The organism is Chryseobacterium sp. WX (assembly GCF_029542485.1).
GTDB lineage: Bacteria > Bacteroidota > Bacteroidia > Flavobacteriales > Weeksellaceae > Chryseobacterium > Chryseobacterium cucumeris.
Map to the genome: position 1 here is coordinate 308,781 of NZ_CP120710.1, position 19,238 is coordinate 328,018.

Genomic DNA, 19,238 nt, shown 5'->3' on the forward strand with positions numbered 1-19,238 from the left:
GACCAATCTAACAATTCAAGAAATGACTTTTCAAATTGTTATACTGTTAGATTGTTACATTGTTATATTTAAATTAAGATATTAATTTTTTGCTAAGTATTCTGCTGTAGAAGTTCTGTCAGCTTTCATAGCTTCTTTTCCTTCTTCCCAGTTTGCAGGGCATACTTCGCCATGTTTCTGTACGTGAGTGTAAGCGTCGATTAATCTTAAGAATTCTTTTACGTTTCTTCCCAAAGGCATATCGTTTACCGCTTCGTGGAAAATTTTTCCGGTTTCGTCGATAAGGTAAGTTGCTCTGTAAGTTACGTTAGAACCTGTGAAAACTTCATTTCCATCTTCATCATATTCGAAGTCCTGATCAACAATTCCCAAAGTGTTAGCCAATTGTCTGTGAGTATCAGCTAAAAGTGGGTAAGTTACTCCTTCAATTCCTCCGTTATCTTTTGGTGTGTTCAACCAAGCGAAGTGTACTTCGTTAGTATCACAAGATGCACCGATTACTTTAGTGTTTCTTTTTTCGAATTCACCTAACGCCTCCTGGAAAGCGTGAAGTTCAGTAGGGCATACGAAAGTGAAATCTTTAGGATACCAGAATAAAAGAACTTTTTGCTGGTTGTTTACTGCTTCATCAAGGATGTTGATTCTTAAATCGTCACCCATTTCAGACATTGCGTCAATTGTTAAGTTTGGGAATTTTTTTCCTACTAAAGACATAATTTTTCTGTTTTTATATTTAAATTTCTAATGCAAATATATGAAAGATTCATCTATCGAACAAACTAAAGTTGATAAATAAAATCTATAATTGTTTTTGGCGTGTTGTTAAATAAAAAAGCCCTGATATCAGGGCTTTTTGTTTATTTTAATAACCAAATATTTCAGTTAAATTAAGTTTTTTTACTTCGCCTAATTTCTGCATATCGGCCTCATTCACTTTGTCTTGGGAAGCGACAAGGCAGTAGGTGTAGTTCTTATTTTTCATTTCCTTATCATGGAATGAGTTGATGTCTGTGAAAGACAGTTTGGGTGCCTGTTCGTAAACATTTTTTCTCATATCAAAGTTGTTTCCAAGCTTTTGAGATTTCAGATAAGAGAAGATGATTCCATCCTGAGTAATTCTTTCAGAAGCGATTGATTTTTTCAATCCACTTTTCGCTGTTTCGAATAACTGCTCAGACTTTGGAAGGGTAGTCAGAAGCTCATTCATAGCCGTTGTAGACTCATTGAATTTGTCTGCCTGCGTTCCTACATACGCCATCACCATATCTTTGTCTGTCTTCTTACTTGGAAGTGCAAAATAAGAATAGGTAGAATAAGCAAGAGCTTTTGATTCTCTGATCGTCTGGAATACAATAGATCCCATTCCGCCTCCGAAATAGTTGTTGAATAAGCTTACCGTTGGAGTAGTGGATGCATTGTATGGGTCAGAATTTCTTACCCAGAATACTTCTGCTTGTACCATATCATAATGAGCAAACAATACTTTGTTCTTGTCTGTCGGGATCTGCGCAAAAGTTTTAGACTTAGGAAGATCTTTCAGGGTGGCAGGAAGTTTGTGGACAGGTTTCAAAGCTGCTACCACATCATTTCCTGATTTTGGACCGTAATACAGTACTTTGTGCTTGAAATTGAACAGTTCATGAAGAACATTAATTAAGTCTTCTGCTTTTAATGCATCAAGTTCAGCATCGCTTAATACATTGTTGAAAGGGTTTTGAGGTCCGTATTGTGCATAGCTTCTTAATCCGGCCATAATTACTCCTTTATTCTGTTTTGCGTTCGCTCTGGCTTTCTTCAACCTAACTTTGTAAGCATCAAGAGCAGCCTGGTCTGCCTGACAGTTTTTGATTAAATCTTCAAATAAAGAAATGGTTTTATCAAAGTTTTCATTTAAACCTTCCAGTGATACGTAAGTTTCCTCGTTTCCTGCACTCACATTGAAGCTTGAGGCAAGTTTGTAGAATTCTTTACTGATGACTTCAGAAGACTTGTCTTTCGTTCCTAAATACTGAAGATATTCCGCGGCCAATGGAAGGATTTTGTTGTTCCATTTTCCTGAATCAAAGTGATAATACATTCTGAATAAAGCATTATCAGTATTTTTTACAGAAAGTACCTCTACATCAGCTAATTTGTTTTTAGCGATGTCTTTGTCATAATTCAACCATACCGGAGCGATAGGGTTTTCAGGCATTTCATCAATCTTCTTAAGGAAAGGAGACTGGTCTTCTCTGTTAACGGAAACCGGTGTAATGGTTGGTTTGTCAACTTTTACAATACTCTTGTCTTCACCTTTTCTTTTGTAAACAGCAACGTAGTTATTGTTCTGAAGATATTTGGACACAAAATCCATGATATCTTTTTTCGTCAGTTTTGAAATCTCATCAACATACTCAAGCGATGCTTTGTGATCAACCTCAGAAGTGAATTCATCCATCAGGATGCTGGCTCTTGAAGAATATTTTTCATCCTTCTGAATAATACCTTTCTTCTCGTTGTTGACGATAGACTGGATAAGGTCGTCAGAAAACTCGCCCTTTCTCAGTTTATCAATTTCCTGAAGAAGAAGATTCTTTACTTCATCCAGAGACTGTCCTTCAGTAGGTTTTCCCTGTAAAAGTAAAACGGAATAATCTTTCAAAGCATAGGCTCCGGCATAAGCTCCCAGTAGTTTCTGTTTTTTTACCAGATCAAGATCGATCAATCCTGCTTGTCCATTAGTAAGCATGTTTCCAACAAGATTCAGCATTCTGGCATCTTTGGTAGAAGCTCCAGGAAATCTGAAACCAAGCATTACGTTTTCAGGATTCGGTCCTACCACTTCTTTTACAATCGGAGCAGTGATCGGTTTTTCCTGTCCAACTTTATATTCAGGGATTGCTTTAGGCTTCATATAAGAGAAAGCCTTGTCAATTTTTGCAATCACCTCATCCGGATTAAAATCTCCGGACATGATGATTCCCATGTTATTAGGCACATAATAATTGTTATAATATTCTCTGATCGCATGCAGAGAAGGGTTTTTCAGGTGTTCAATGGTTCCGATGGTGGTTTGCTTTCCGTAATTGTTGTTAGGGAAAAGGTTGGCAAACATTGTATCAAAAACTTTATCTCCGTCATCATCAAGAGATCTGTTTTTTTCTTCATATACTGCTTCAAGCTCAGTATGGAAAAGTCTTAGAACCGGTTCTCTGAATCTTTCTGCCTGTACAGCAAGGAATTTGTCAAGAACATTCGCAGGTACATCTTCCGTGTACACCGTTTGTTCAAAAGAAGTGAAGGCATTGGTGCCGTCAGCTCCCATACCAGCCATCATTTTATCGTATTCATTTGCGATTGCAAATTTTGCAGCCTCTCCGGAAACCCTGTCAATTTCTTTGTAGATTTCTTTTCTTTTGGCTTCATCCTTGGTCTGGTTGTACTTTTCGTAAAGAGCGTCAATCTGATCTAAAAGAGGTTTTTCTTTTGCCCAGTCTTTAGATCCAAACTGATTTGTCCCTTTGAAAAGCATATGCTCAAGATAATGAGCAAGACCTGTGTGGTCTGCAGGATCGGTTTTGCTTCCGGCTTTTGTTGCAATATACGTTTGTATTCTCGGATCCTTATTGGTGGGACTCAAAATAACCGTTAATCCGTTTTTCAAAGTGTAATACCTTGCAGAAGTAGGGTCGTTGGTCACGTATTTGTACTTGTAGCCATTGGAAGTCGCTTCTTTCCATTGGAAATCCTGGCCAAAAGCATATCCTGCGAAACTTGCAGCGGCAATACTTGTAGCGATGGTTAGTTTTTTTAACAGATTCATTGCTGTCGTGTTTTATTTTGGGTTATTAATTTGTTAATTGAATTTTTCCAATAAGTTTTTAATACGTTTCATAGCCTCTCTTAATTCCTCCTCAGAAGCAGCATAAGAGAATCTGATACATTCAGGACTTCCAAAAGAGAATCCGCCTACACATCCAACATGTGCATTTTCCAGAAGGAACATGGCAAAGTCGTCCGAGTTTTTAATTTCTGTTCCATCAAGGGTTTTTCCAATATAGTACGAAATATCCGGGAAGAAATAGAAGGCAGCCTTTGGAAGAACCACTTTGAATCCTGGGATTTCTTTGATCAGTTCATAGACAAGATCTCTTCTTTTTTTGAAAGCGTCAATCATGTATCTGTATTCGGAAGGATCTGCTTTCAGCGCAACAATAGAAGCTCTTTGTGCTACCGTATTAGCACCGCTGGTCATCTGTCCCTGTACTTTTTCACAAGCTTTTGCCAGCCATTCCGGACATGCAGAATACCCGATTCTCCATCCGGTCATAGCAAATGCTTTTGACATCCCATTGATTACAGCTGTCTGTTCATATACTTCCGGAAACTGAGCAATTGAAGTGGTATTCGTTTCATAATTGATATATTCGTAAATCTCGTCAGAAATTATCGTTATCTGAGGATATTTGGCAATTACTTTGGCAATCGATTTTAATTCGTCATAAGTATAATATCCACCTGACGGATTACATGGCGAACTGAAAAGTACAGCTTTGGTTTTCTCTGTGATAGCTTCTTCAAGTTGTTCTGCAGTCACTTTGAAGTCGGTAACATAAGATGTAGGAAGCATTACGGAATTTCCGCCCATCATTTTTACCATTTCATCATAGCTTACCCAGTAAGGTGCAGGAAGCAGAACATCATCACCATCATTGATGATAGCAGCCAAAACATTGATAATAGCCTGCTTAGCTCCATTGGAAACACAAATCTGGGTAGGTTTGTATTCCAGATTATTATCTCTTTTTAATTTATATGCAATAGCCTCACGCAGTTCCAGAAATCCCGGAACAGGAGAATAGTGGCTGTAATTTTGATTGATGGCATCGAATGCTGCCTGTTTGATATTGTCCGGAACATCGAAATCCGGCTCACCAAGAGTTAAACTGATCACATCTATTCCGCTGGCTTTCATTTCTCTGGCTTTGTTTGACATGACAAATGTCTGGGAGTATCCTAATCTTTTTACTCTATCTGAAAGTTTATCCATTGTATTTTTTTGAATTTTAACAAATATATAATAAAAACGTGTTGTGGCGGTAATAAAAGTAAGGGTACTTTAAAGATTTTTGTCAGGTTTTAGTCAAATCTTCTGTTAGGTTATAAAAATCTTTTCTTTTGATGTGTGAGACTGATTTTAATCTTAATTTTAGTAAAAAAACTTAATTCCAGGAAGAAGATATTCAAAGTGGGAACTAGTCCTATTGAAAGAGATTAAAATAAATTCTCATAAGGAATGATTTTGCAGCGTAGGGTTTTGTATCTTTAACAACCTAAGATCTGTCCTATGAAATATTCCGTTTTTTTATTACTGATTTCCTGTAGTGTTTTCTCGCAGAGATATTCAAAAGATGATGAAGTGAAAAAATATGTCTCGCAGGTGAATGAAGATTCATTAAAATCATATATCGGAAAGTTGGTAAGCTTCGAAACCCGGCATACCTTGAGTTCGATCGATGATCCAAAGAAGGGAATAGGTGCGGCAAGGAACTGGGTGATCAGGAAATTCAATGATTATGCTAAAAATTCAGATGGAAGAATGGAGGTGTATCTACAGCAGGAAGATATTCAGCCGGATGGAAAGCGAGTTGATAAAATAGTAAACCTTGGAAATGCTGTTGCCTTTCTGAAAGGAACAGATCCGAATGATAAGAGAATTTTCCTGATCGGAGGGCATCTTGATTCAAGAGTTACTGATGTGATGAACAGAACTTCCAAAGCGCCTGGTGCCAATGATGACGGCAGTGGAGTAAGTGCTGTGATAGAATCTGCAAGAATACTGAGCAAATCTTCATTTCCGGCATCTATCATTTTTGTGGCTTTTTCAGGAGAAGAACAATCTTTGTTAGGTTCAAAGCAATTAGCTGAGAAAATTAAAAGAGAAAATGGGCAACTGGAAGCTGTTTTGAATAATGATATGATCGGTAATCCCAAAGCAGGAGAAACAGGAGAGATCAATACCCGTATCCTTCGTGTATTCAGCGAAGGTCTGCCTTACAAAGATCTGGATAAAAAAGCAATGGCAATCAGAAATATGGGTTTTGAAAATGATAGTGAATCCAGACAGTTGGCTCGTTATATCAAAGAAATTACAGAACAATATGTGAAAGGATTGGAAATTAAACTGATCTATAGGAATGACAGATTTTTACGTGGAGGAGATCATACCAGCTTTGTGAATAACGGATTCCCCTCTGTAAGACTGACGGAATATTACGAAAACTACGATCATCAGCATCAGGACATAAGAATTGAAAACAATAAGCAGTATGGTGATCTTCCAGAGTTTATAGATTTCAAATATCTGAAAAAGAATGTCGCAGCCAATGTTGCCGTATTGGCAAGCCTTGCAAAGTCTACCTCGAAACCGGAGAAAGTGGAAATGGATGTGAAAGAGCTGACAAATTCAACAACTTTACATTGGGAAAAACCAAAATTTGGAATCCCCACAGGATATTATGTGCTGGCAAGAGAAACACACAGTCCGGTATGGCAGAAAAAAATATTCACCACTGAACTTTCTATGAAGATTCCACTTTCGAAAGACAATTATATTTTTGCTGTACAGAGCGTAAGCCCGTCAGGAAACCTGAGTGTTCCTGTTATACCAGGAATTGCAAAGTGATGAATTTTGCTGAAAAGCTGAGTTTGCAGCAGGATCAGGAAAAGTAGATTTGAATACAAGAGAAATAAAACTTATTTTTGCGGTTTATAATAATTCACATGTCTGCATCGTTACTATTAAAATATTTCCCGGATCTTACTGAAAAACAGAAAGAACAGTTCTCAAAACTGGAAAATCTGTACAATGAATGGAATGAAAAGATCAATGTAATTTCCAGAAAAGATATGGAATCCCTATATGAAAAGCACATTCTGCACTCTTTGGGAATTGCAAAAGTGATGGAATTTGCACCGGGAACCAAAGTTTTGGATATCGGAACCGGAGGTGGTTTTCCGGGGATTCCTCTGGCGATCCTTTTTCCTGAAGTAGAATTTACCCTGATTGATTCTATTGGGAAGAAAATCAGTGTAGTACAGGCTGTGGCAGACGGAGTTGGATTAACTAATGTTACCGCTATTCATGGAAGAGCAGAGAAGCTGAAAGAAAAATTCCATTTTGTAGTCAGCAGAGCAGTAACCCAGATGCCGGAATTTTTAAGATGGCTGAAGGGGAAATTTGAAAAAGAACAGTTTAACCCTAAACATAACGGAATTTTATATTTGAAAGGCGGTGATCTTGCTGAAGAGCTTGCCGGACTTAAATGTGAAATTTTCAATCTTAAACACTATTTTGATGAAGAATTTTTTGATACTAAAAAAGTAGTTTATGTATCAAAAGGTAATTTTAATTCCTGATTTTGATGTGAATAAGGAATAATTTTTGCTAACATTTGTTAATAATCAGAAAAGTAAAGGTTATGAAAAAACTTTTAAATATTGGATTTTCAGTATTCGTTTTAGGCGTGCTTCTGGTTTCGTGTGATGATGATAATTATCAAACGATTGAATCTATTGGTAAAATTAAAATAGACAGCGTAAAAATTGTCAATGATACCATGGATGTTTTTGCAATACAGAGCATCAAAACATATTCCACTTATCCATCTCATTGTGAGGGTTTTTATGGATATGATTATGTTTACAATACCAATCTGGAAAGAACGGTTACTTCCTATAAATATATTACCAACGGACCTTGTACACAAGGGAATTACGTTGGAGCGAATCAAATCAATTTCAGTCCTCAAAGAAAAGGTAATTATACTTTTAAATTCTGGAATGGAGGAAATAACTGGATCACAAAAACAATTGTAGTGGAATAATGAGATTGACTTTTGTACTATGTTTATTAGCAGCGCAAGCTGTAACCGGACAGAAAATTATCTGGGAAGAAGGCAAAAAATTAACATGGGATAACTTTAAAAGCCCGGTTAGCAAGAAAAAGAATCCTGATGTAGCAGCATATACCCATTGTGGCTGGGAGTTTTATTCTGAAAAATCTTCTGATCCGAAGGCTCCGGTTACGATTACCATCAAAACCCTTTTTCATGAGGATAAATCCTGGAAAGATGTCAAAAGAATGGATGATTATATTCTTCTTCATGAGCAAAAGCATTTTGATATTGCAGAATTATTTGTGAGAAAATTTAGAAAGGCTGTTGCTGAAAAAATTAAAAATTCTGGAGATTATAATAAATATTTCAAAGCCATTTATGAAGGAATCGCTATTGATTATAAAAACTTCCAGATGTCCTATGACGGCGAAACCCGTCATGGAATTGATAAAGAAAAACAAACCGAATATAATCAGTTGATTTCTGAACAACTAGATAACTTAAAAAGCTATAAAACCCTTTGAAATTCCTCAATAAGATCATCCACGAACTGCTGGCACAAAACACTGACCTTTCTGCGTTTAATATCATTCTGCCCGGAAAACGTCCCATTGTGTTTATCAGACAAATTCTGGAGGAAAATAACTATTCAGGGTTTCTTCCCAATTTTTTTACGATTGAGGAACTCATCAATAAAATAGCAGATCATCAGACTATTCAGGGGATTCCGTTGTGGCTTTTCTCTTTTGATGTGTACCGAAGCCTGAATCTTATTCCCAGAGATGATTTTTCCGATTTTCTAAAATGGTTTCCCACCTTACAGAAGGATTGGGATGATATTCTCAAATTCTCAGATAGCGATCAGGCAGTTCTGCAGTATATGTTTGATGAGGAAAGGATTAAAGAATGGGCTCAGGATCTTGGAGAGGATGATGATGTCCCGAGAAAGAAGTTTCTTAATTTCTGGCAGAATATGAACGTTTTTCTCCCTGTTTTAAAGGAGAGACTGCAGGAGAGAAACTGGGCTACTTCCGGAATGATTCATGAGGCGGCTAAAGCCAGGATTGCCGACTTTGCAAAAAATACCAAAGAAGAATTTGTTTTTTGCGGCTTCAATGCCTTTACTCCGGTAGAAGAAAAGCTTGTAAGAAGCCTTTTGCAATGGAATAAAGCGCAGTGTTTCTTTCAGGCTGACCGTTATTATTTCGATGACGAGAGACAGGAAGCAGGAAAATTTCTGAGAAATCATAAAACCTGGAAAGAATTTGATGATAACAGATCTTTTCAGTGGATAGAAGACGATTTTAACCAACCTAAAAAAATTAAGGTATACGAAGTGTCCGGGAATGTAACCCAGACCAAAGTATTGCCTGAAATCTTTAAAGAGATCAATAATAAAACCTACTCCAATACAGCAGTAGTACTGCTGGATGAAAATCTTCTTCCGGCCAGTCTTGATGTAATGCATGGTGTTGATAATTTGAATATTACAATGGGATTCCCGTTGAAAAACTTATCTTTCTCCAATGCAGTGAAACGTCTTTTCTATCTGCAGAAACAATTGGAAAAAAATAAACTGTCTTATTATTACAGAGATGTTTTCCCCATTTTGGAAGAACTGCCAAAATCTGTAGAAGATGAACAGATTATCAATGATTTTAAAGCCAAAGTAGAAGAACGGAATATTGTTTATATTTCCAGGAAACTTTTACATGAACTGCTCAGCGGGCTGTCTTATTATGGACTTCTTCAAAAAGCAACAGGAACCAACGGTTATCTGGATATGCTTATTGAGTTCTGCCAGCAGGTAAAATGGCTTGAAATAGACGATATTCAGTATGAAAATGTCTCTCACTTTGAAAATGCATTCAGAATCATCAAAAACCAGCTGACTCCTTACAATATTGAGATCAAAATGGAAACGCTGGAAATCCTGATCAACCAGCATATCAATTCTGAAAGTATCGATTTTCAGGGAGAACCTCTGAGAGGACTTCAGATCATGGGATTACTGGAAACGCGTCTCCTGAACTTTGAAAATGTTATTCTGCTTTCCGTCAACGAAGGAAAACTTCCCCTTGGAAACTCTCAGAATACCTATATTCCTTTTGATATCCGAAGGTTCTTCGATCTTCATACTTTTCTTGAAAATGACAGCATTTATGCCTATCACTTTTACAGACTGATTCAGGATGCGAAGAATGTACATTTACTATACAATGCTTTAAGTTCCGGAGTCAATACGGGAGAGAAGAGCCGTTTCATTACACAGATCGAAATGGAAAGTTCTCATGAGATCGAACATCTCATTATTGAAAATTCCTCTGAACCTATTGCCACCAAACCGATAGAAATTTCCAAGACACAAATTGTACAGGAACGTCTTCAAAAATGGAAGGAAAAAGTATCTGCTTCCCACCTGACGAGTTATCTTTACAATCCGATTGATTTCTACCTTTCCAAGATTTTAAATACTTCGGAAACGGATGAAATTGAAGAAGAACTATCGATAAAAAATTACGGAAATCTGGTTCATTATTCACTTCAAGAAGTGTATGAGGTGTTAAAGGGTAAGATTTTAAAAGAAAGTGATTTAAAGAATTCAGTTAAAGCAGTAGATGAATATATAAATATTGCTATTGAAAAACTGAAACACCAGCCGGAATTTTATGAAAAAGGGATGAATTATATCCATAAGGCCATTGCTAAAAAGGTCATTGAAAATGTGCTGAATCATGATCTTGAACTCATAAAGCAAGGTAATAAACTGGAGATTATTGATATCGAAAGAAGGTTTGAAAACATCGATTTTCCTCTTGATGGAAATGATAAAATTTCTTTTTTTGGATTCATTGACCGGATTGATAAACTGAACGGTACTCTGAGAATTATTGATTATAAAACCGCCAGGACTAAAAATCTTACTGTAAAGATTGATCAGGATAACGTAGATGAATATTTCCATAACAGCGACAGGAAACAGGCCCTTCAGCTTTGTATTTACCATTACGTAGTACAGCACCTTCCTGAGTTTTGGGGTTTCCCGATTGAAACCGGAATCTGGAGTTTTGCAGATGCTAAAAAGGGAATGGTTGCCCTGCAGTTTGATAAAGGAAATATTGATGATGCCATGAAATCTGTGAAAAGCCTTATCCTGGAAATCCTGAATCCGGATATCAATTTCGTGGAAACGATAAAAACATATTAAAAATTTTAGTCTTAGTATATTTTTTCTCTCTGTTTATTCTTAATAAATAAGCTGGCTTAGAATCGTTTACTTCACGAAATGTTGTGATAAAGCAGGTAACTTTTTGTGTATCTTTACTACTTATTAAAAACTTATAAAGTTTAAATCAGATACATTAAGCAGCACCAATGAAAAAGATCCTGATATTTTTAGCCATTGCTTTTTCTCTCATTATCAAATCTCAGCAAAAGAATGATTCCCTGAATATTGCGCTTCAGAATGTAACCAAAGATACTAAGTTTGGCCTTGCGCTCAGTGGCGGCGGGGCAAAGGGATTTGCACACATCGGGATTTTAAAAATGATCGATTCATTGGGAATCAAAGTCGATTATATCACAGGAACCAGTATGGGAGGGATTCTGGGAGGCTTATATGCAATGGGATATAATGCTGACCAGTTGAAGCATACCATTTATAAAATGGACTGGAACAGAATTCTGAGTAATAAAATTCCTTACAATAAAGTTAATATCAGTGAAAAAGACGAATATGATAAGTATATCCTTGAATTTCCGGTAGTCAAAGGATTTCCCACACTTCCAAGTTCTTATATTGAAGGGCAGTACATGGGAGAAGTTCTTAATACGCTTACTTTCAACGCAAAGCATATCAACGATTTCAGTAAACTGAGGATTCCTGTGCAGCTTACATCTTCCGATATTGAAAACGGAGGTCTGGTGATGCAGAAAGAAGGATCATTACCACTGGCTATTCGATCTACGCTGGCTATTCCTGCCGCTTTTGCTCCTGTTTATATTGATGGAAAGCTTTTGGTTGATGGCGGTCTGGATCGTAATTATCCGGCCAATGAAGTTCGTGAGATGGGTGCCGGTTTTGTGATCGGAGGCTACACCGGATTCAGACTTTTTACGAAAAAAGAGATTGAAAATCCGATGAAGATGATCTATCAGACTCATGCCATCCGCTCTGTAGAAGATTTTAAACATCAGAAAGAATTATCAGATATTCTGGTCGACTTTGTAGATCCACTGGGAGAAATTACAACGAAAGATTTTGCCAAATTCAGAAGGATCATAAAAATAGGAGAGACTGAAGCGAGAAAACATCTTCCTGAGTTTGTAGCTCTGGCAGAAGCTCAGCGAAAAGCCGGAATTACGTATGAACATACGATGATTGAAGAAGTGAAACTGCCTACCACCAAATTTACTTTTAACGAAGAAGACGGAACACCCATTACAGATGCGGCTGAAATTGAAGTACTGAAAAAGCAGATGGGACTTACGGAAGGGAAGTATTACGATGCAAAAACGGTTAATGAAGCCATAGACCGTGTATTTGGAATGCGCCAGTACGTTAAAGTGTACTATACCTACACGAATGTAAATGATGGTCTTGTGATGAATGTATTTGTGAAAAGAGCGAAAAAAGGGGCATTTAAACTCGCGCTGCACTATGATACGGAACAGTCCGTAGGAATTATTGTCAATTATACATACAGAAATATTCTTCTCAACCGATCAAGATTTCTGGCAACAGTGGATATTTCGGAACGTTTCAAAGCTAAACTTGCTTACCAGCAGTTCCTGGATAGTGGAGAACGTTTATGGTTGGATCTGGAAGCCAAGATGGTTCACCTGAAAAGTAATGATCTGAACTTCAGACTGTATGATATCAGTGAAGATGGCGGTGACCGTTTTCCTAACCATATGTACCGTAATATAACCGGAAAAATTGCACTGAATTATAACATCAATCCTAATGCTTATCTATCTCTGGGAACGGAATTCAGTACGGAAAGAATGTACAGTTTACTGGATAAGGTGGATCAGTCGAAAGTAGATAATTACAGTAAAAAGCTCTATAATCACAGCAATTTCAATACTTTCCTGAAATTTGAACAGAATAATCTCAATAAAAGATATTTCACTACAAAAGGGAATCATCTGCAGGTGAGTACGAGATTTTATTACGGAGATCGGTATGAGCTTTATGATCTGAACACTGTGCAGCCTCTCCTGTATCTGATCCTTAACCCGAAAGAATCTTACTATTCTGAGCCTAAAAACCTTGTTTCATTTACATTGAATGAGAACTTTTTCTATCCCATCACAAGAAGACTGACAGTAAAAGCGAATGTGTTTCTAGGAACGAGTTTCGGTTCCAAGAAAGAAGATAAAGTTCCGTATTTGTTTTTGAATCAAAAGTATAACCTGGGTGGGAGTGAATATAATTATGATCTGCTAAGCCCTGAATTCAACGGGCTTCGTCAAAAAGAACTTCCGATGACTTCTGTGGCTAAGGCTGCTGTGTCATTCCAGTACAGAATTATGAAAAAACTCTATCTTACTCCTTCATTCAGTTATGGAAAGGTGAGTGAAGAGTTTTCTCCTTTTAATGACAGTTTTGATATGTTTGGGTACGGATTGAACCTGGGCTACGAATCCCTTATCGGTCCTATCAGCATGAATATTTCCCGAAACAGTCAGCTTGATTTTTCAAGGATCTATTTTAGTGTCGGATTTAAGTTTTAAGGATATACTCCTTTATAATGCTTTTAAATGATCGAAGCAAAAAGCACTTCATTGCTGAAGTGCCAAAATTAACTTGAAATGAGATATGAAGAGTGATTGTTTTTACAGTTTTACTTTCTTATTAATGGTTTTTCCATTAGAAAGGGTGATTTGTACGAGATATACACCCGGTTCAAGATTTCGGGATTCAAACAACGTTTTGTTTACTTCCTGCTGAATAATCAGAGCGCCGGAAATGTTATAAACGCTGATGTTTTTAATATCATTGCCGGATTTAGCTACAATTTGTTGTCTCTGCGTATAGATATCAGTGTTATTTTCTGATGATATTGTTCCTCCCACCGCTTTACTGAACTGAAGATTGTAGTAAGTAGTAACAACTTCAAACGTATAGTTTTTGCTTTCCAGATCATGAATATTGATTCCTCCGGTTTCCCGATACTGTTTTTGGGAAATACTTTTGATCATGGTTTTATTTTCATCAAAAATATGTACAGCAGTAAGTTCCTCCTGATCTACTTTTAATTGCAAAAGGGATGCATTCACAGATTGTACAATTTCGTTTTCGGTAACTTCCTGAGGTGTGTTTTTGATGTATGGAATTATTTTATTTTCATTGTTTTCTGATACTTTCAATAAATAAACTCCATCTTTTAAAGTTGATAAATTTTGATTGCTGGCTGTCCTGCTCTGGGCTTTTTCTTTATTGAAATCTGTAATTTCTACCAGTTGCATATTGCCCAGATCCGGTTTGATCTGTGAAGACAGAAGGGAAGGTTTTTCAGCTGATTGTTTACCGAAAATTGATCCTGCAATCGCCCATTCATTAAGAAGGCCGCCGCTTCTCAGGGTATTGAATTTCGCATTGGAAGCTAGTGTAAAGGGAAGAATTCCTCCCACATGTCCCAGTGGTCCCCAGTAAAAAGAATCCAGTTTATACTTATTAAGATCCCACCATGGATAATAGCCACGCTGAACATCAATAGTTTTAGAAGTATTTTCAGGCGGAATCGCTAGATCGACAGTTGAATGCCCCAATGTCATAGGCGTTTTATTATACCAGTCATATACATCCTTAGGTTTCATGCATAGCCTTAGCTTGTTATTGGGATTGTTGGTAACATCATTGACGAAACTGGTGGTAAAGAGCTTTCTCCATATAACAGGCCCCCACAAAAGTCCGCCGTTATCCTGAACAACATGATAGTTGTATTTATCGAGGTATTCTGCAGAAATAACTTCTGAAATGTCATTATTATAGGTTTTATAACCTGTATTGTTACAGGTATGAAGTACATTCGCCAGGAATGAAGTGAACGGATAAATATCTTTTTCAAGGACTCCCTTATTTAAAGTTACTCCTGAGAAATCATACGGTCCGTCACCCATGTAGGCATATTTGAATTTTATATTATTGGGATTTGAAATGCTTAATCTTTTTAATGTAGACATCGCAGCATGGGCGCCCTGAGAATATCCGGCTAAGAAATATTCGTCATAACGTTTAATATTGAGTTGTGCCAGTACTTTATTCGCTGCGGTTATAAAATCTATGGTAGCACCCGCTTCTGTGGCGTAATCTACATAAGGGTGAGTACCATCTCCAGTTCCCATCCCTACGTAGTCGGGCGCCATCAAAATATATCCGTTGAGTACATAGGATAATTCAACAACAAATCCTGCTGTTAAAGCCCCTTTGAAATTAGACGGAACATTATTTCTGCTGTCTGTTGTTCCGTGATCGGATACTACTGTTGAGAGTTTGAAAGGTACGTTAGGGTACATCAATAGTCCTGTAGCTTTTACAAGAACATTGTTTTCATTTTTGGTGTAATAGGTAATTTTGTAACCCTTCAGTCCAAGATTGAAACTGTTCAGATAGTTGGCAAATTCCGGAGCATTCTGATCACCAAGATTATTGGCGATAAAATTGATAACTCCTTGTGGTGTTAAATCCAGTTTCTGTTCGGCACTTACAACATCACCAGCCTGCTGTGCAAAGTAAAATGATGCGGTAAGACTTAATAAAAAAGTTGTAATTTTTCTCATATTGTTTGTTTTTGTATGGTATTAAAGTAATAATTTTAATAAAATCACAAAAACTTTATGATATCAACAATTATTCATTGAATATAAGATCTCTGCAAAGTGAGTAAACAAAAGAGTCTGACCATTGGCCAGACTCTCTATTTATATTTTTATCTTTTTTAGAAAGCGTTGATTCCTGTAATATCCAGTCCGGTGATCAGTAAATGAACATCATGCGTTCCTTCGTAAGTAATTACAGACTCAAGATTTGCAGCATGTCTCATCATTGGGAATTCACCCATGATTCCCATACCTCCAAGGATCTGTCTGGATTCTCTGGCTATTTCAATAGCCATATGTACATTGTTACGTTTAGCCATAGAGATCTGAGCAGGAGTTGCTTTGTGAGCATTTTTAAGATTTCCTAATTGAAGACATAATAACTGAGCTTTTGTAATCTCTGTTAAGAATTCAGCTAATTTTTTCTGCTGAAGCTGATAAGAACCGATTGGTTTTCCAAACTGTTTTCTTTCTTTGGAATATTGAACTGCAGTACAGTAACAGTCAATCGCAGCACCTATTACTCCCCAGGAAATTCCATATCTTGCAGAGTTCAGACAAGATAGAGGTCCTTTCAGTCCTGTTACTCCAGGAAGCAGGTTTTCTTTCGGAACCTTTACATCATTAAATACCAGTTCTCCGGTTTTGGAAGCTCTTAAGCTCCATTTATTGTGAGTTTCAGGAGTGGTAAAACCTTCCATACCTCTTTCCACAATTAATCCCTGTACTTTTCCTTCCTCATTTTTTGCCCATACTACAGCGATGTCGCATAAAGGAGAGTTCGTGATCCACATTTTAGCACCATTTAAAAGATAATGATCACCCATATCTTTAAAATAAGTTTCCATTGAACCCGGATCAGAACCGTGGTTTGGCTCTGTCAATCCAAAAGAACCAATCATTTCTCCGGCAGCAAGTTTAGGAAGATATTTCTTTTTCTGTTCCTCAGAACCGAATTCGTTGATAGGGAACATCACCAATGAACTCTGTACCGAAGCAGCAGAACGTACTGCAGAATCTCCTCTTTCCAACTCCTGCATAATCAGACCATAAGAAATCTGGTCTAATCCTGAACCGCCATACTCAACAGGGATATAAGGTCCCAGCGCTCCGATTTTACCCAATTCTCTCATAAGATTAGGAATATCTGTATGATTTTGAGCGGCCTGATCTATCTGCGGCATTACAAAACTTTCAACCCAGTCTCTTACGGATTGGCGGATGAGTTTATGTTCTTCAGTAAGTAAAGCATCAATTCCATAATAATCAGGGATGCTTGTAAGAGGATAATATGACATGATTTTTTGATTTGGTTAAAAGTAACATTTTTCGTGATGTCTAGAAAATTTTTTTAAAAACTTGTTTTACTATTGATTCTCAGAGGGCTACTGTTACTTTGTTTATGTTTTTAGTTAAATTTATATTTTTATGACTCCTCATCATTAGAGATAGGATACTGATTGGTAGAGTTATGAACTTTAGTTTTAAATTTATACAGATAAGGAGCTTTATTGGCCGAGCCGTCATAGAGTTTTTCCATTCTGTCCAGAATATTTAAACTTAAAATTTTCCGCTGAAAATTATTTCTTCTGAATTTCTGTCCTAAAATAGTTTCATAAAGAGCCTGAAGGTCTTTCATTGTAAATTTTTCAGGAAGCAGGTTACTTGCTGCAACCTCTGTATTGATATTCATTCTCAGGTATTCAAGACCTGTCTCAATAATTCTGTCATGGTCGAATGCCATTTTAGGCAGGTTGTTGACTTCAAACCATTCACAGCTTTCATTGAAAGCGTCAGGGAAAGTATCAGCCAGAGAAAAATCAATAAGGCTGCAGTAGCCTACTGTGATAAAACGCTGGAAGATCCAGTGATCTTCAGGAACGGTTATTCCTTTATTTTTAAGGAGAATCTGATGTACATTGTTCTCTGTACGGTCTATTCTTCCGAAGGTGTGAAACTGTTTCAGAAATAACCCTTTAAGATGTGTTCTTTCAAACAAAACCCTTTCAGCAGCTTCTCTCAGGTCTTCATCATTAAAAACAAAACCACCCGGAAGTGACCATAGATCCAGATCATGATATTTTAAAAGCAAAACTTTCAGAATGTTATTATGAAAGCCGAATATGGTGCAGTCAACGGAAATATGCGCTACGAAATCTTTCGTGTCAATGAGTTCCTGTAGCGTTTCTTTACTTTTTGTGTCTTTAATTTTCATGGCAGTAAAAATAAAACTATTTTCTATTTGTGACAGTAAAATATATAAAACTAATCACAAAAAGCAGAATTACAGAAGATAAGATGTATAATGGATAATAATTCAACAATTGTTTTTCAAACAAAACAGCCATAATAATAGAGCTTACAGAGCTACCAAGAGAGGAGAAAATAACAATAAGAGAGGTGAAAAGATTAATCTTATTTTTATCCACCTGCGCAATCATTCTTGAATTGATCACAGGGTAGAGAGGTGAAAGAAACAAGCCAATAACCGGAAATAAAAAAAGTAAGAATCTCGAATCTTCGGAATCAAAATACTGTATTCCCAGTATAATGATCAGTAAGGTGATAATAAGAGTCATACAAGTAATATAATACCTTGGTAATGTAAACCTTTTGATGATATTGGCAGTAATCGTTCGTCCGGCATAAGAAAAGACGGATAGAAAAGAAGTGGCCTGAAGTGCAAAAAATGAATTGACTTTCAGATGATTTTTATAAAAAGAAGGAAGCCATGAATTGAATCCTTGTTCTACGAAAACAATAAAAAAGACCACTCCTAAAAACAAAGCTACTGCAGGTGAGGTAAACCCTGATAATTCTGAGAGAATACTTTTACTTTCCATAGGTTTTGACTCTACTATTTCTATCTTCGAAAGCAGAAAAATAGTCAACACAGATAATAAAGCAATCAGCAAGAAACCAAACTTCCAGAATTCAGAATACTGGCTGGAAATCACCCATCCAAAACCAGTATTCACAACGAAAATCCCGATCATAAAAGAAGCTTCTACGCTATTCATGGTCTTTGCAAGGGATTTTTCATCCGAAATATTATTCCTTATAATCCCAAAAACACAGATTTTACCAATAGCAAAGCAGGCTCCTATAATCGCAAACCACAATTTATAAAACCAGAAAACCTTTACAAAAGGAAGCAGGCAGGAACAGAATCCAACAATAGCCAGGGCAAGGATCAATGCCTTTTTAGGTCCTGTCTTGTTGATAAAGCTCACTGCAAAAAGCGAAATAAAAGCAATAGGTAGATCTTTAAAAGATTCTAAAAGTCCCAGTTCTCCATAGGTGATTTTCTCTTCTGACAACTGCAGAATCACCAGTCCCATACAGTTTAGAACCATTGAAAAAATAAGAAAGGTAAGTTTTAACGGAAGAGAAATTTTTGAAGGCTTGACGATCATTTTGGGAGATAACTTTATTAATTTTTTATGAAATTTTATGAAATATTGATGCTAAGATAGGGCTTCTAACCCTGAAAAATAAAAGAAAAATTAAAATATTTATGAATAGAATGTTAAT

At 36.7% G+C, this 19,238-nt stretch carries 13 protein-coding genes; 6 read left to right on the plus strand and 7 right to left on the minus strand.

Annotation, left to right across the window (positions count from 1 at the left end; all coding sequences use genetic code 11):
- Positions 1–81 precede the first annotated feature (81 nt).
- The 3 genes from PZ898_RS01415 to PZ898_RS01425 all read right to left on the minus strand — a co-directional run bounded on the left by PZ898_RS01415 (position 82) and on the right by PZ898_RS01425 (position 5,029).
- Entirely contained in the window at positions 82–714 is a 633-nt protein-coding gene (locus PZ898_RS01415) for a peroxiredoxin (protein WP_002980000.1), read from the minus strand.
- Between the two features lie 148 nt (positions 715–862).
- Positions 863–3,802, minus strand: a complete 2,940-nt coding sequence (locus tag PZ898_RS01420) for a M16 family metallopeptidase (RefSeq protein WP_216444816.1) — start codon at positions 3,800–3,802, stop codon at positions 863–865.
- A gap of 33 nt (positions 3,803–3,835) precedes the next feature.
- On the minus strand, positions 3,836–5,029 hold the full coding sequence (locus PZ898_RS01425; protein ID WP_277694599.1) for a pyridoxal phosphate-dependent aminotransferase: 1,194 nt from the start codon (positions 5,027–5,029) through the stop codon (positions 3,836–3,838).
- 297 nt (positions 5,030–5,326) lie between these two features.
- Here PZ898_RS01425 and PZ898_RS01430 point away from each other — a divergent pair, with 297 nt between their 5' ends.
- The 6 genes from PZ898_RS01430 to PZ898_RS01455 all read left to right on the plus strand — a co-directional run bounded on the left by PZ898_RS01430 (position 5,327) and on the right by PZ898_RS01455 (position 13,616).
- Positions 5,327–6,664, plus strand: coding sequence for a M20/M25/M40 family metallo-hydrolase (locus PZ898_RS01430; protein WP_277694600.1), 1,338 nt, complete (start codon positions 5,327–5,329; stop codon positions 6,662–6,664).
- A gap of 98 nt (positions 6,665–6,762) precedes the next feature.
- Complete coding sequence (gene rsmG, locus PZ898_RS01435) at positions 6,763–7,398, plus strand: 16S rRNA (guanine(527)-N(7))-methyltransferase RsmG (protein ID WP_062670312.1); 636 nt, start codon at positions 6,763–6,765, stop codon at positions 7,396–7,398.
- Positions 7,399–7,460: 62 nt separating this feature from the next.
- Complete coding sequence (locus PZ898_RS01440; protein ID WP_120230850.1) at positions 7,461–7,865, plus strand: hypothetical protein; 405 nt, start codon at positions 7,461–7,463, stop codon at positions 7,863–7,865.
- The gene (locus PZ898_RS01445) at positions 7,865–8,401 is read left to right on the plus strand and encodes a DUF922 domain-containing protein (protein WP_277694601.1); all 537 of its coding nucleotides are present in this window, start codon (positions 7,865–7,867) and stop codon (positions 8,399–8,401) included. Before PZ898_RS01440 ends, PZ898_RS01445 begins: the two co-directional genes overlap by 1 nt.
- Positions 8,398–11,085: a PD-(D/E)XK nuclease family protein gene (locus tag PZ898_RS01450; protein ID WP_277694602.1), complete on the plus strand. Its 2,688-nt coding sequence runs from the start codon at positions 8,398–8,400 to the stop codon at positions 11,083–11,085. The genes PZ898_RS01445 and PZ898_RS01450 overlap by 4 nt, the downstream gene beginning before the upstream one ends.
- A gap of 167 nt (positions 11,086–11,252) precedes the next feature.
- Positions 11,253–13,616, plus strand: a complete 2,364-nt coding sequence (locus tag PZ898_RS01455; RefSeq protein WP_062670305.1) for a patatin-like phospholipase family protein — start codon at positions 11,253–11,255, stop codon at positions 13,614–13,616.
- Between the two features lie 102 nt (positions 13,617–13,718).
- Here PZ898_RS01455 and PZ898_RS01460 read toward each other — a convergent pair whose 3' ends face one another.
- From PZ898_RS01460 to PZ898_RS01475, 4 genes are all read right to left on the minus strand, one after another.
- Positions 13,719–15,665, minus strand: a complete 1,947-nt coding sequence (locus PZ898_RS01460) for a T9SS type A sorting domain-containing protein (RefSeq protein ID WP_277694603.1) — start codon at positions 15,663–15,665, stop codon at positions 13,719–13,721.
- Positions 15,666–15,823: 158 nt separating this feature from the next.
- Entirely contained in the window at positions 15,824–17,002 is a 1,179-nt protein-coding gene (locus PZ898_RS01465; protein WP_114821912.1) for an acyl-CoA dehydrogenase family protein, read from the minus strand.
- Between the two features lie 128 nt (positions 17,003–17,130).
- The gene (locus PZ898_RS01470; protein ID WP_062670299.1) at positions 17,131–17,919 is read right to left on the minus strand and encodes an NUDIX domain-containing protein; all 789 of its coding nucleotides are present in this window, start codon (positions 17,917–17,919) and stop codon (positions 17,131–17,133) included.
- A gap of 16 nt (positions 17,920–17,935) precedes the next feature.
- Positions 17,936–19,120, minus strand: coding sequence for an MFS transporter (locus tag PZ898_RS01475; RefSeq protein ID WP_123278442.1), 1,185 nt, complete (start codon positions 19,118–19,120; stop codon positions 17,936–17,938).
- Positions 19,121–19,238 lie beyond the last annotated feature (118 nt).